Source organism: Caulobacter sp. GW821-FHT10F06, assembly GCF_058809215.1.
In genome coordinates this window covers 156,463-168,421 of the sequence record NZ_JBXASK010000010.1, presented here as the reverse complement: position 1 = coordinate 168,421, position 11,959 = coordinate 156,463, and the positions used below count along the sequence as shown (strand labels likewise).

The 11,959-nt window shown below is 68.5% G+C and carries 12 protein-coding genes, 2 tRNA genes and 2 pseudogenes; 8 read left to right on the top strand and 8 right to left on the bottom strand.

The window, feature by feature from the left end; all coding sequences use genetic code 11:
• From AC1RUS_RS20960 to AC1RUS_RS20950, 3 genes are all read right to left on the bottom strand, one after another.
• Positions 1–77, bottom strand: a 77-nt coding sequence (locus tag AC1RUS_RS20960; protein ID WP_007443273.1) for a hypothetical protein, incomplete at its 3' end; no start/stop codon positions are given.
• Positions 78–131: 54 nt separating this feature from the next.
• Positions 132–205 (bottom strand) — tRNA-Gly (locus AC1RUS_RS20955).
• Between the two features lie 93 nt (positions 206–298).
• Positions 299–384 (bottom strand) — tRNA-Tyr (locus tag AC1RUS_RS20950).
• Between the two features lie 170 nt (positions 385–554).
• Here AC1RUS_RS20950 and rlmB point away from each other — a divergent pair.
• From rlmB to AC1RUS_RS20935, 3 genes and pseudogenes are all read left to right on the top strand, one after another.
• Positions 555–1,392 (top strand): annotated as a pseudogene (gene rlmB, locus AC1RUS_RS20945) (23S rRNA (guanosine(2251)-2'-O)-methyltransferase RlmB).
• A 107-nt stretch (positions 1,393–1,499) separates the two neighbouring features.
• Positions 1,500–3,257, top strand: coding sequence for a stalk-specific protein StpX (gene stpX / locus AC1RUS_RS20940; RefSeq protein ID WP_492918563.1), 1,758 nt, complete (start codon positions 1,500–1,502; stop codon positions 3,255–3,257).
• 44 nt (positions 3,258–3,301) lie between these two features.
• The gene (locus AC1RUS_RS20935) at positions 3,302–4,054 is read left to right on the top strand and encodes a TerC family protein (protein WP_492918562.1); all 753 of its coding nucleotides are present in this window, start codon (positions 3,302–3,304) and stop codon (positions 4,052–4,054) included.
• 114 nt (positions 4,055–4,168) lie between these two features.
• Here the strand turns inward: AC1RUS_RS20935 and AC1RUS_RS20930 are convergent, their stop codons facing one another.
• Genes AC1RUS_RS20930 through AC1RUS_RS20920 form a run of 3 tightly spaced genes read right to left on the bottom strand, consistent with a single transcriptional unit; the run spans position 4,169 to position 6,704 of the window.
• Positions 4,169–4,600, bottom strand: coding sequence for a hypothetical protein (locus AC1RUS_RS20930; protein ID WP_492918561.1), 432 nt, complete (start codon positions 4,598–4,600; stop codon positions 4,169–4,171).
• Complete coding sequence (locus tag AC1RUS_RS20925; protein ID WP_492918560.1) at positions 4,597–5,607, bottom strand: phosphotransferase family protein; 1,011 nt, start codon at positions 5,605–5,607, stop codon at positions 4,597–4,599. Before AC1RUS_RS20925 ends, AC1RUS_RS20930 begins: the two co-directional genes overlap by 4 nt.
• Complete coding sequence (locus AC1RUS_RS20920) at positions 5,604–6,704, bottom strand: Rv3169 family protein (RefSeq protein WP_492918559.1); 1,101 nt, start codon at positions 6,702–6,704, stop codon at positions 5,604–5,606. Before AC1RUS_RS20920 ends, AC1RUS_RS20925 begins: the two co-directional genes overlap by 4 nt.
• 110 nt (positions 6,705–6,814) lie before the next feature.
• On the opposite strand from AC1RUS_RS20920, the gene AC1RUS_RS20915 reads away from it, so the two are divergent.
• Complete coding sequence (locus tag AC1RUS_RS20915; protein WP_492918558.1) at positions 6,815–7,198, top strand: DUF423 domain-containing protein; 384 nt, start codon at positions 6,815–6,817, stop codon at positions 7,196–7,198.
• A 127-nt stretch (positions 7,199–7,325) separates the two neighbouring features.
• Here AC1RUS_RS20915 and AC1RUS_RS20910 read toward each other — a convergent pair whose 3' ends face one another.
• A complete protein-coding gene (locus AC1RUS_RS20910) occupies positions 7,326–8,540 on the bottom strand; it encodes a multidrug effflux MFS transporter (RefSeq protein ID WP_492918557.1) in 1,215 nt (404 codons plus the stop codon).
• A gap of 102 nt (positions 8,541–8,642) precedes the next feature.
• Between AC1RUS_RS20910 and AC1RUS_RS20905 the strand changes: the two genes are divergently transcribed.
• Complete coding sequence (locus AC1RUS_RS20905) at positions 8,643–9,629, top strand: alpha/beta fold hydrolase (RefSeq protein WP_492918556.1); 987 nt, start codon at positions 8,643–8,645, stop codon at positions 9,627–9,629.
• Here the strand turns inward: AC1RUS_RS20905 and AC1RUS_RS20900 are convergent.
• A complete protein-coding gene (locus tag AC1RUS_RS20900) occupies positions 9,626–9,871 on the bottom strand; it encodes a low temperature requirement protein A (protein WP_492918555.1) in 246 nt (81 codons plus the stop codon). The genes AC1RUS_RS20905 and AC1RUS_RS20900 overlap by 4 nt on opposite strands.
• A gap of 98 nt (positions 9,872–9,969) precedes the next feature.
• Here AC1RUS_RS20900 and pip point away from each other — a divergent pair, with 98 nt between their 5' ends.
• The 3 genes and pseudogenes from pip to AC1RUS_RS20885 form a co-directional block, all read left to right on the top strand.
• On the top strand, positions 9,970–10,959 hold the full coding sequence (pip, locus tag AC1RUS_RS20895; protein ID WP_492918554.1) for a prolyl aminopeptidase: 990 nt from the start codon (positions 9,970–9,972) through the stop codon (positions 10,957–10,959).
• Positions 10,960–11,082: 123 nt separating this feature from the next.
• Positions 11,083–11,784 (top strand): DUF899 family protein, encoded by a 702-nt coding sequence (locus tag AC1RUS_RS20890; protein WP_492918553.1) that lies wholly within the window; start codon positions 11,083–11,085, stop codon positions 11,782–11,784.
• A gap of 24 nt (positions 11,785–11,808) precedes the next feature.
• A pseudogene (locus tag AC1RUS_RS20885) lies at positions 11,809–11,937 on the top strand (hypothetical protein); the annotation flags it as partial.
• Positions 11,938–11,959: the final 22 nt, after the last annotated feature.

The following is an 11,959-nucleotide window of genomic DNA, read 5'->3' as shown; positions in this document are numbered from 1 at the left end:
GTCTTGCCGTGGTCAACGTGACCAATCGTGCCGATGTTGCAGTGCGGCTTAGTGCGTTCGAACTTTTCCTTGGCCATGGTCTCTACCTTGCGCGCCGGCGGCTATGAATGGGGTCGTTATATATAGGGAGCTGGAGCGGGTAGCGGGAATCGAACCCGCATCCTCAGCTTGGAAGGCTGCTGCACTACCACTGTGCTATACCCGCCCATACACCCCATCGGGCTAGCGGGGTCGCGTCGGCTCCCGGTCTCTGGCTTTGTGGTCCGTCTCGACCGCCTCGAGGGGGCTCTCACGCGCGTGGTGGGGGAAGCAGGACTCGAACCTGCGAAGGCGTACGCCAGGGGATTTACAGTCCCCCCCCTTTGCCACTCGGGACATTCCCCCAGCGCGCGTAGAGAGACCTCAATGCGACCTTTCCTTCCCCACGACGATCGGCGAACCGTTCGCTGCGAAAAAGGAACAAAAGCTTCCTCGAACACTGGCGGACGGTGCTAAAGCAGCGCCGCCCTGGCTCGTGGAAACCCTCAGGGCCCCAAATCGGAGCGCGTCTTATAGTGTCCTCTCATTCCGAACGCAACGACCGCCGGAAGCCTTCTGCGCCAGGACGTGATTTTAGTCACAAGCCACGGAATAAGCAGAACTTTTCCAAGAGCTCAGAAGACGCAAAGGACTGGATTTGGGGGATTCACGCCGTCGAGGCGGCTCTTGGCAACCCCGCGCGGCCCGCTCCGAAACGCCTTCTGGCCACCCCGGACCGGGCCAAGCGACTCGCGCCGAATCTCGCGAAACTGTCCTGCCTGCAGATCATGGAAGGTTCCGAGATCGCCCGGCTGCTGCCGCAGGGCGCCGCCCACCAGGGCCTGGCCCTGAAGATCGACGAGCCCGAGGCCCTGTCGATCGCCGAACTGGGCGAGACCCGCCGGGGCTTCCTGGTGATGCTGGACCAGATCACCGACCCGCAGAACGTCGGCGCCATCTTCCGCTCGGCCGCCGCCTTTGGCGCCCAGGGCGTCATCCTGCAGGACCGCCACGCCCCCGCCCTGTCGGGGGTGCTGGCCAAGACGGCGGTCGGCGCGATCGACAAGGTCGCGCACGCGCGCGTGGTCAATCTGTCCCGGGCGCTGGAGGAACTGGCCGACATGGGCTGGCGCGCCATCGGCCTGGCCGGCGAGGCCGAGGAAACCCTCGACGTGGTGCTGGACGGCGGTCCGACCGTGCTTGTTCTGGGTTCGGAAGGTGAAGGCGTCCGCCGTCTGGTCGCAGAGCATTGTGACGCCATGGGAAAAATCGCCATGCCTGGCGGCTTCGAAAGTCTCAATGTGTCCGCCGCGGCGGCAATCGCGCTCTACGAGGCGTCACGACTTTCGCGCAGGGGATGAAATCGGTTCGTGAATCTTCTTTAACCGTTTTGATTTCGTCGCAAGCTCATGCTCTTCTCGTGGACAGTGTTCCGCGAGCGTCGCTCGACGGAGAAATCTGACATGGGATCGGGGGACCCGATGTTTGGACGTAATGTGCGTTTGGTGGCTTTGAGCGCTTCGGCGTTGAGCGTGCTGATGCTGGCGGGATGCGGATCGAGCGACGGGGTGGACACCACCCCGACCGCGACGGTCGAGCAGGCCCGCGCCGACTCGGCGCCCGACCTGATGGGCGCCCCGCCGCCGCCGAACGCCGCCGCCGCGCCCGACGGGCTGCTGGGCGGCGCGCCGACCGCGGCAACCAAGCCGGTCCCCGTCACCGTCGCGCCGTCGACCAACGCGCCGCCGCCCAAGAAGACGTCGATGCTGAAGACCTGGCGTCGCCCGGACGGCACGCTGGTGACGGCCATGCGTCCGATCGCCAATCCGAAGACCCATCACGCTCCGCGCGTGACCTATCACGCCGCCACGGTGGCGCACGCCGCGCCCGCTCCCGCCGCGAAGGCGCCCGTCGCCAAGCCCGTCGCGGCGGCCAAGCCCGTTCCCGTGGCCAAGCCGAAGGTGGTGGCCGCCGCAGCGCCCGCGCCGAAGGCCGTCGCCCCGACTCCGGTCCTGAAGCCCGTCGCGCCGCCGAAGGTGGTCGCGCCGCTGGCCAAGGCCCCGACGCCCGTCATCCCGGCCCAAGCCGCCGCGCCGGCCAAGCCGCTGACCAAGATCGACAAGCTGCAGGCCGCCGTCGCGCCTGAAGCCACCAAGAACGCAGTTCTGGCCGCTGGAGAAAGCCTGGGCAAGGGCGAGGCGGGACAGGTCACCCTGTCCCTGCCCGCCAGCCTTGGCGACATGATCAAGGCCGAAGCCGCCAAGCTGGGCCTGACCAAGGCCGCCAAGAAGACCAGCGCCTACGCCACCCTGCAGGGCGAAGGCTACGAGGTCACGCCGAACGGCAAGCAGACCGCCGTGGTCAAGCCGGGCGAGCCCACCACCTTCGCCTGGCAGGTCAAGCCGGGCGAAAAGGCCCAGGGCCAGCTGAAGTCGGAATTCGGCGTCGACCTGACCGGCGCCAAGAAGGCGGAATCCTTCTCGCTGGGCGAAATCGTCAAGCGCGTCGCGCCGCTGAAGGAAGAGGCGAAGAGCAAGGGCGCCAGCCTGCTGGCCAAGCTGAACATCAAGAGCCTGGACGGCGACGTGAACCTGCCCGGCGTCGGCGACGCTCCGCTGAAGTCGGTTCTCGGCGGCGCCTTGGTGCTGCTGGCGGTGATCATCCTGGCCGGCATCTCGCGCAGCGCCTCGGCCAGCAAGGCCAAGGCCGAGCGCCGCCGCAAGTTCCGCACCCTCACCGACTACGGTCGCAACGAGATGGAGCTGGAAGATCCGGCGCCGAAGACGGCCCACGTCTCGTACGTCAACCCGATGGTCGCGGCCGCCGGCGGCGCCGTCGCCGGCGCGGCCCTGGCCTCGGCGGTCAGCCACGGCCATGACGATCACCACGGCCACGCCGACGATCACGGTCATGGCCACGACGACCACGGTCACCACGACGCGCACGGCCATGACGACCACCATGCGCATGACGGCCACGGCGACCTGCACGCCGAAGCCCATCCCGAGCCGCACGCGCCGGCCGAGCATGTCGGCTATGTGGCTCCGGTCGCGGCCGCTTCGCACGACGCCCATGGTCATGACGACCACGGCCACGCCGCGCCCGAAGCGCATGCCCACGACGATCATGCGCACGATGCGCACGGTCACGACGCCCATGGCCATGACGACCACGCGCACGACGACCATGCGCATGGCCACGATACGCATCACGGCAAAGAACTCGAGCACACCCACTAGGGGATGCTCTTGCCAGAGCGGGCGGTCTGCCCCATTGAGGCAGCATGTTTGACGCCCTGATCGCTCAAGGGGGCGGACTGCAAGGTCCGCTCCTCGCCCTTCTGCAAGTCATGATGATCGACCTCGTCCTGGCGGGCGACAACGCGGTCGCGGTCGGCCTCGCCGCGGGCGGCCTGCCGGTCAAGGATCGCAAGAAGGTCATCCTGTACGGCCTGGGCGCGGCCGTGGTCCTGCGCATCGGCTTCGCCCTGATCACCACCTGGTTGCTGGGCGTGATCGGCCTGCTGCTGGCTGGCGGCGTCCTGCTGCTGTGGGTCTGCTGGAAGATGTGGCGCGAGCTGCGCGAGCAGATGACCCACGACCAAGCCAACGCGGTGGCCTGCGTCGACGGCGACGAAAGCACCCAGCCCGCCGCCCGTCCGGTGAAGAGCTTCAAGCAGGCCTTCCTGCAGGTGCTGATCGCCGACGTCTCGATGTCGCTGGACAACGTGCTGGCCGTGGCCGGCGCGGCTCGAGAGCATCCGGCCGTGCTGATCTTCGGCCTGCTGCTGTCGATCGTGCTGATGGGCCTGGCCGCCTCGGCGATCGCCAACCTGCTGCACAAGCACCGCTGGATCGGCTTCGTCGGCCTGGCCATCGTGCTCTATGTCGCCCTGCACATGGTCTGGGAAGGCCATCGCAGCGTGGTCATGGATCTGGGCAAGACCCCGGCCTACAACGCCGCGACTCCGGGCTTCCTGGACATCACCCCGGCCGAACAGGCCGAGCACGCCAAGCACGCATCGCGCAAACCCTAGCCGTCACACTCGGTGCTTGGTCCTCGCCCTTCGACAGGCTCAGGGTGAGGACCATTGAACGGCCGTTGAATTCGAAAACCTCATCCTGAGCTTGTCGAAGGACGAGGTTTCGCCTCACCGTCCCGGCAGCGGCGGCATGTCCAGACGTCGCGCGTCGGCCATGGCCGCGTAGAGCCGCAGGATGGCGTGATCGCGCGCGGTGTCGCCGGCCGCCTCCACCGCTTCGTGCAGGGCGATCAGCGACCGGCGCAGCACGGCGTTGGCGCGGTCCAACGCGCCCAGCGAGACGTCCGTATCGGTCCCCGCCCCCGCCTGCGCAAACGCCTCGCCATGGACCGGCGCCGCCTCGACGAGCACGGCGCGGAGGGTGGCGTTCTCCCAGATCCGGGCGGACAGGCCGCGCTCGGCCTCCTGGGCGGCCAGCAGCGACAGCAAGGCCACCACACCGACCTTGCCGGCCATGAACTCGCCGGCCGATTCCGGCGGCGGCGGATCGGCGATGGTCAGGAAGTTGCCGACCAGGATGTCGGGCAGGCTCGGGGTCATGACAGGCCCTCCAGGCGCATCAGGCGGTCGGCCAGGATCTGGTCGTGGCGGCGAGCGGTGTACCAGCCGGAGATCGCCAGGATCGGGTCCTTGAACCCGCCGTCGCGATACTCCTTGGCGGCCGAGGTCCAGATCGCCTGGCCCTTCACGGCGCTGAACAACTCCCACCAGGCCAGGGCGTCGGGGTCGACAGCCAGGCCGCTGGCCCGTGACCAGATCGCCAGGGCCTCATCGCGCGGGATCATCCCGGCCACGCGGGTGTCGTCATAGTGGCCCCACAGGGGATCGATGGCCCAGGCCAGGTCCTCCAGCGGGTCGCCCAGATGCACCATCTCCCAGTCGAGGATGGCCAGGATCCTGCCCTGACCGTCATGCAGGAAATTGCCGGTGCGATAGTCGCCGTGCACCACCCGCACAGCGGCGGCGGGCGGCGGCGGGTCGCGGCGCAGTCGGCGGATGGCGGCGCGGACGATCGGCTGGGGATGCTGCTCGTCGGTCTCGATCACCTGGGTCCAGTGGTCCAGCGCCACCCGCCAGCAGTCTTCCGGCGCGGGCGCCTCGGCGACCTGGGCGAGGGGAAGGGTCGACGGATCGGCGGCGGCGATCGCGCCCAGGCCGGCGAAGAAGGCCTCGCCGATCGCCTGGGCGTGCTCACCATAGGGCTGGACGGTGAACGGCGAGGCCGCCGCACCGCCGTCGACCCGGCTCATGATGAAGAACGGCCGCTCCAGCTCGGTCCCCTCGCCTTCCCGCACCAGGGGTTCGGGCACCGGCGCGCGGCCGTGGAACGACTTGAAGGCCAGGTATTCCAGATTGCGGTCGGTCTCGATCAGGCTGCCGGTCGGATCGCGGCGCAGGATCAGCGGCCGGACCGCACCGTCCACCACGGCGTCGAAGCGATAGGTCTCGCGGCTGGCCCCGCCGGGAATGCGCGACAGGCCCTCGACCGTGGTCGGCGCGCCGAAGTGGCGGGTCAGGTACGTCTCCAGACGCTCGGCCAGGGTCATGGCGCCACGTCCAGGATCGAGGCGAAGCCCGACGGCGCGTGCGGCCCCAGCGCCAGCTGCTCGAACACCCCACGCCCGACGCGCTCGCGCCCGTCGCCGTCGACATAGGTGACCCGGCTCAGGGCCTGCACATGGAGGTGGTGCGGCATCCGCCGTTCCAGCGTCGAAGTCTCGAAGTCCTCGCGCTCGACCGCCAGCTCGCCGTGGTTGAGGCCATGGGCCCAGGCCGGATGGCCATAGCCCAGGCCCAGCATGAAGAACTCGGCCTGCGGTGCGATCGTCACCCGACCGCCCGTTCCCAGGTCCAGGGTCGCGACCTGGGCGTGGCGCGTGCCGGACCGCCAGTCGATGGCGCAGACGGCCTGTTCGAACTCGCCGCTCTCGCGCTCGCCGTCGGGCAGCCACAACGCCCGGCGGTTCCAGGGCCGGCCCAGCTCGTCGTCATTGGTGTGGAAGAACAGGCTGCCGTCGTCGAAATTGCACGGCGACCACAGCCAGAAGAACTGGATCGGCGCGGGCGGGGCCAACTCCTGCGGATCGCGCACGCCGACCGGCCGTACGCCCCACGAGCGGTCCCGCGTGCCGACGAAGCCGTTGACGATCGTCCGCTCGCCGTCGACCTCGATCCAGCCGCTATAGCGGCCGTTCTGGGTCAGGCGCGTGTAGTCCATGAAGGTGCGCGGGCCGTTGCGGCGGATGAAGCGCGGCTCCTCCACCGGGAAGGCGCGGCCCTCGAAGACGATCTCGGCGCGGACGCCCTGATCGGGCGCCTCGACCACGATCTTCAGACGCCGGAGCGGCTCCAACACCTCGATGCGGATCGGCCCGACCTGGAGGTCCATCCGCTCCATGTTCAGCCAGCGGCTGGCGTGCAGGTTCACCTGGCGGCCGTCCTTCATCACGCAGAAGGCGGCGTCGGCGATGTTGAGATGCGGATAGACGCCGAAGGCGGCGGCGAAGAACAGGTCGCTTCCGTCTCCCTCCGGCGCGTAGCCGTTGAAGAAATAGCGATCGTAGAAGTTCCGATCCGTGCCGGCGTAGGCCACCGGTTCGGGCGTCTGATGGATCGGGTAATCGTCGCCCCAGGTGAGCGCCATGCCGTCCTCCCATCCGTCCGCGCCGGCCTTCTGACGAGGCGGCTTTACGGACAGATGAACAACGTTAAGGTCGCGCCCCTCGATTGCAACGGTGACGGAACGTCAAGCTCATGGCCTTGTGGACTCCCAGGACCTGGACCGGTCTCGCGGCGCTGAGCGGCCTTTCCGCCGTGGCGCTGGGCGCCTTCGCCGCCCACGGGATCACCGAGCCCAAGCCGGTGGAATGGCTGAAGACGGGATCGCTCTACCAGATGACCCACGCACTGGCAGTGTTCGGGGCCTTCGCCTTGGCGCGATCGGGCGCGAAGGGCATGGGTCTGGTCGCCGGCCTGTTCCTGGCCGGGACCCTGCTGTTCTCGGGCTCGCTCTACGCCATGGCCCTGGGCGGACCGCGCGTCCTGGGCGCGGTGACGCCGATCGGCGGCCTGGCCTTCATGATCGGCTGGGCGGTGCTGGCCTGGCGGGCGTTCACGCTGCCGGAGAAGGCCGTTTAGCGCTGATCCTCCCCCTCTGGGGGAGGTGGCCCGGAGGGTCGGAGGGGGTCCTCTCCGGCTTAAACCGACCCCCTCAGTCGCTCCGCGACAGCTCCCCCAAAGGGTGAGCATCTAGTCCGATGCGCCCCTAAGCCTCGTCTTTCACCCCGCCCTTGGGCAGGGCGATCAGGAAGATGGCCAGGGACGAGCCGACCAGGCAGACGAACATCACCCCGGCCATCGGGCGCGCCGTGCCGTCATGCAGCAGGCCGCTGACCCACGAGGCCAAGGCCCCCGAACCGAACGAGGCCGAGCCCATCAGGGCCGAGGTCGAGCCTGCGCGCCGGGGATCGACGCTGAGCGCGCCGGCCATGGTGTTGCCGCCCATCAGGCCATAGGTCGACAGGGCCATGAACAACAGCGGCAGCACGGTCCACTGACCGCCGAAACCGGTCCAGGCGCAGCCGGCCAGCAGGAAGGCGAAGGTCACCGAGGCGATGCTGGCGCGCATCAGCACCCGATCCGGCGTCGTGCGGCGCAGCAGGAAGCGGTTGACCTGGCTGGCCCCGATGATGCCCACAGCGTTGAAGGCGAAGATGATGTTGAAGACCAGCGGCGAGTGGCCGTAGGTGCTCATGATCACGTCCGGCCCGCCGGAGATGTAGGTGAACAGCACCGCGCCGTTCAGCGTGCCGGCCAGGCCGTAGCCGACCAGCCGCCGCATCCGCAGCAGCGCGCCGAACGCCTTCAGCGGGTTTTCTGACCGCGCCTGGGCCAGGGTCTCGGCCGAGCGCGACTCCGACAGGGCGAAGAAAACCCAGACGCCGATGATCAGGCCGAAGGCCGCCAGGGTCCAGAACACGCCGCGCCAGCCGGCGGCCAGCTGGATCAGGCCGCCGAACTGCGGGGCCAGGACCGGGGCCAGGCCCATGATCAGGGTCATCAGCGACAGCACCCGGGCGGTGTCGGCGTGGCTGAACTTGTCGCGCACCACGGCGCGGGCGACCACGGCGCCGGCGCAGCCGCCCAGGGCCTGGACGAAGCGGGCCGCGATCAGCGCCTCGATGGTCGGGGCCAGGGCGCAGGCGACCGAGGCCAGCATGTAGACCGTGACGCCGAACAGGATCGGTCCCTTGCGGCCCAGGCGGTCCGAGGCCGGGCCATAGACGAATTGGCCGATGGCCATGCCGGCGAAGAAGGCCGCCAGGGTCGCCTGGGTCTGGTCGGGTCCGGCGTTCAGGGTCCGGCCGATCGCCGGCAGGCTCGACAGGTACATGTCGATCGACATCGGGGCGAAGGCCGTCAGGGCCCCCAGCAGAAGGACCAGTCTCCAAGGCGTGGCGGACGGAGCGGCGGCGTTCATGCGGGGGCTTCTACTCTCGTTTGACGCGACGTGAACCCTTTATCCTTCTTGCGAACAGTTGTTCGAACCCTCAGGGTGATCGGTAAAAGGCTGGAGACGTTCATGGACCGCCCGCTCGCCCCGCCCATGCCGCAGCCGTCGTTTGCGACGGTCAACGGCATCCGCATGGCCTATTACGAGGCCGGCCCGCGCGAGGGCGTTCCGGTCGTTTTCTGCCACGGCTTTCCGGAGTTCTCCTATTCCTGGCGCCACCAGATCGCGGCCCTGGCGGCGGCCGGCCGCTGGGTGATCGCCCCCGACCAGCGCGGCTACGGCCTGACCGACCGTCCCGAACCGGTCGAGGCCTACGACATGGACCACCTGACCGGCGACCTCGTGGGACTGCTCGACCACCTGGGCGTCGACAAGGCGATCTTCTGCGGCCACGACTGGGGCGGCATCATCGTCTGGGCCATGCCGCTGCTGCATCCCGAGCGTGTGGCCGGGATCATCGGCCTGAACACCCCGTTCGTGCCGCGTCTGCCGATCGATCCCATCGAGATGTACCGCAACGCCTTTGGCGAGCAGATGTACATCGTCCATTTCCAGAAGCCCGGCGTCGCCGACGCCCAGCTGGGCGCGGATCCGGGCAAGACCATCCGCTACTTCATGCGCGCGCCCGGCGACAGCGTCGAAGCCTTCGCGGCGCGGCCGGCCGAGCGAAAGAGCCTGGCCTTGCAGGAAGGCCTGGCCCGTTACGATCCGGCCACTGATCCGCTGCAGTTCCTGCGTCCCGAGGAGCTGGATGTCTTCACCCAGAGCTTTGAACGCACCGGCTTCACCGGCGGCATCAACTGGTATCGCAACTTCAGCCGCAACTGGCTGCGGGCCGAGCACCTGCCGCGGCGGATCGACGGGATCCCGTGCCTGATGATCATGGCTGAGCACGACATCGTGCTGCCGCCGTCCCTCTGCGACCGCATGGGCGACCAGATCGACGACCTGGAAAAAGTGCTGATCGAGGGCAGCGGCCACTGGACCCAGCAGGAGAAGCCGGCCGAGGTGAACGCCACGATCCTGGACTGGCTGGACCGCCGCTTCCCGCTCTAGCGCAGCATCAGGCCCGCGCGGCGGCGCATGGCGGCCGCCAGCTGCAGCATGGCCAGGGCTGAGGTCTCGTCCCGCTCGGCGGCGCGCATCGTGTAGACCTGGGCCAGGGCGAACAGGGCCTCGGCGCGATCGACGCCGCCGTCGGCGAAGGTCTCGCCGATCGTCCGGTCCAGCTCGTCCAGCTGCTGCGGGCTCAGCATGTCCAGCAACTCTTCGTCGGTAAGGTCTTCAGGCGACTCCATCACAGGAACATAGCAACTCGACGCCCAGACGCATCCCCGAACGCCGCGCGGTCGATCTTCCGTTCACAGGACGTCATGAAGCGCGCTAGGTTCGGTGAATGGATCGTAACGCCTCCTCCCTCGTCATGTCGTCGACCGGCCGCCGCAGTCTCTTTCGCGAGGTCGAGCCGTTCTCGTTCGGCTGGATGCCGACCGGAAGCGCCCACGAAATCTACTACGAGGAGTGTGGCAACCCGCGCGGCAAGCCCTGCGTGATCCTGCACGGCGGTCCCGGCGGCGCGGTCAACCCGACCATGCGGCGCTTCTTCGACCCGGCCAAATGGCGCATGGCGCTGTTCGACCAGCGCGGCTGCGGCCGCTCGCGGCCCAACGCCAGCCTCGACGACAACACCACCTGGAGCCTGATCGACGACATCGAGCGTCTGCGCGAGCACCTGGGCATAGAGAAGTGGACCGTGTTCGGCGGCTCCTGGGGGTCGACCCTGGCCTTGGCCTACGCCATCAAGCATCCCGACCGGGTCGAAGGCCTGGTGCTGCGCGGCATCTTCCTGCTGACCGAGAAGGAACTGCGCTGGTTCTACCAGGACGGCGCCTCGATGCTGTTCCCCGACGCGTGGGAGCGGTTCCTGGCCCCGATCCCCGAGGACGAGCGCGGCGATCTGATGGCCGCCTATCACCGCCGCCTCGTGGCCCCCGACCGCCGCGTGCAGCTGGAAGCCGCCGCCGCCTGGAGCCAGTGGGAAGGCGACACCATCTCGCTTCGAGGGCCGGAGGCGCGTCCCCCGAAGTTCAACGAAGAAGACTTCGCGATCGCCTTCGCGCGGATCGAATGCCACTTCTTCACCAACCGGGGCTTCTTCGATCAGGACGGCTGGATCCTGAAGAACATCGACAAGATCAAGCACATCCCCGGCTGGATCGTGCAGGGCCGTTTCGACGTGGTCACGCCGCTGGACAGCGCCTGGTCGCTGCACAAGGCCTGGCCCGAGGCCCGCTTCGACATCATCTGGGACGCCGGCCACGCCTCGACCGAGCCCGGGATCATCGACGGCCTGGTGCGCGCCACCGAGGCGGCCCTGGTCTCGTAGGCCGCTGGCGCAAGCGGCAGCCTCCGTCGCGTTCTTCCTTGATCGCTGAGACCGGCATAACCTGGCGCCAAGCGAACCCTCCGGGCCCTACAGGGGTTATAATCGCACCAGGGAGAACGCCGCATGGACACCCCGCCCCTCACGCCCGCCGCCGAGCTCGCCGAACGCGGCCCGGTGCGCTGGCCCAACGAGAGCGCCGAATACCGCGCCGCCCGCACCGCCCTGCTGGCCGAGGAAATCGAGCTGCGCCGCCATCTGGAGCGGGTCGCCGCCCAGCGCCGCGCCCTGCCGCCGGGCGGAGAGGTGATCGGCGACTACCATTTCAACGGCGTCGACGGCCCCACCGACTTCGCCGGCCTGTTCGGCGACAAGGACACCCTGGCCGTCTACAGCTTCATGTTCGGGCCCCAGCGCGAGAAGCCGTGCCCGATGTGTAGCGCCCTGCTCGGCCCGCTGGACGGCAACGCCGCCGACCTGGACCAGAAGATCTCGCTGGTGGTGGTGGCGCGTTCGCCGGTCGAACGTCTGGTGGAGTTCAAGACCCAGCGCGGCTGGCGCAACCTGCGGCTCTACCAGGACCTCAACGACAACTATTCCCGCGCCTATTTCGGCCTGTTGCCCGACGGGTCGGAGATACCCGCCTTCAACGTCTTCACCCGGCAGGACGGGGTGATCCGGCACTTCTGGGGCGGCGAGATGACGGGCGACTCCGCCGATCCCGGCCAGGATCCGCGCGGCGCGCCGGACATGAGCCCACTGTGGAACGTGCTCGACATGACGCCGGGCGGTCGCGGGACGGACTGGTACCCGAAGCTGGACTATTAGGGGTCCAAGCTCCAGCGCGGTTTAATGCCACGCATCTTGAGCTCCCATTTTTGTCATCCCGGCCGCAGCGCAGCGGAGAGCCGGGACCCAGGGGCAACCGCAATGCGCCGGCCCCTGGGTCCCGGACAGCCCCTGCGGGGCTTCCGGGATGACAAGGATTTAGGGCTTCGAGATT

Bases quoted from the DNA above. Each gene is read 5' to 3' on its own strand.
- AC1RUS_RS20910 (WP_492918557.1), bottom strand. From the start codon at position 8,540: ATGAACGCCGCCGCTCCGTCCGCCACGCCTTGGAGACTGGTCCTTCTG.
- AC1RUS_RS20930 (WP_492918561.1), bottom strand. From the start codon at position 4,600: ATGACCCCGAGCCTGCCCGACATCCTGGTCGGCAACTTCCTGACCATC.
- AC1RUS_RS20925 (WP_492918560.1), bottom strand. From the start codon at position 5,607: ATGACCCTGGCCGAGCGTCTGGAGACGTACCTGACCCGCCACTTCGGC.
- AC1RUS_RS20890 (WP_492918553.1), top strand. From the start codon at position 11,083: ATGGACACCCCGCCCCTCACGCCCGCCGCCGAGCTCGCCGAACGCGGC.
- pip (WP_492918554.1), top strand. From the start codon at position 9,970: ATGGATCGTAACGCCTCCTCCCTCGTCATGTCGTCGACCGGCCGCCGC.
- AC1RUS_RS20920 (WP_492918559.1), bottom strand. From the start codon at position 6,704: ATGGCGCTCACCTGGGGCGACGATTACCCGATCCATCAGACGCCCGAA.
- AC1RUS_RS20900 (WP_492918555.1), bottom strand. From the start codon at position 9,871: ATGGAGTCGCCTGAAGACCTTACCGACGAAGAGTTGCTGGACATGCTG.
- stpX (WP_492918563.1), top strand. From the start codon at position 1,500: ATGTTTGGACGTAATGTGCGTTTGGTGGCTTTGAGCGCTTCGGCGTTG.
- AC1RUS_RS20915 (WP_492918558.1), top strand. From the start codon at position 6,815: ATGGCCTTGTGGACTCCCAGGACCTGGACCGGTCTCGCGGCGCTGAGC.
- AC1RUS_RS20935 (WP_492918562.1), top strand. From the start codon at position 3,302: ATGTTTGACGCCCTGATCGCTCAAGGGGGCGGACTGCAAGGTCCGCTC.
- AC1RUS_RS20905 (WP_492918556.1), top strand. From the start codon at position 8,643: ATGGACCGCCCGCTCGCCCCGCCCATGCCGCAGCCGTCGTTTGCGACG.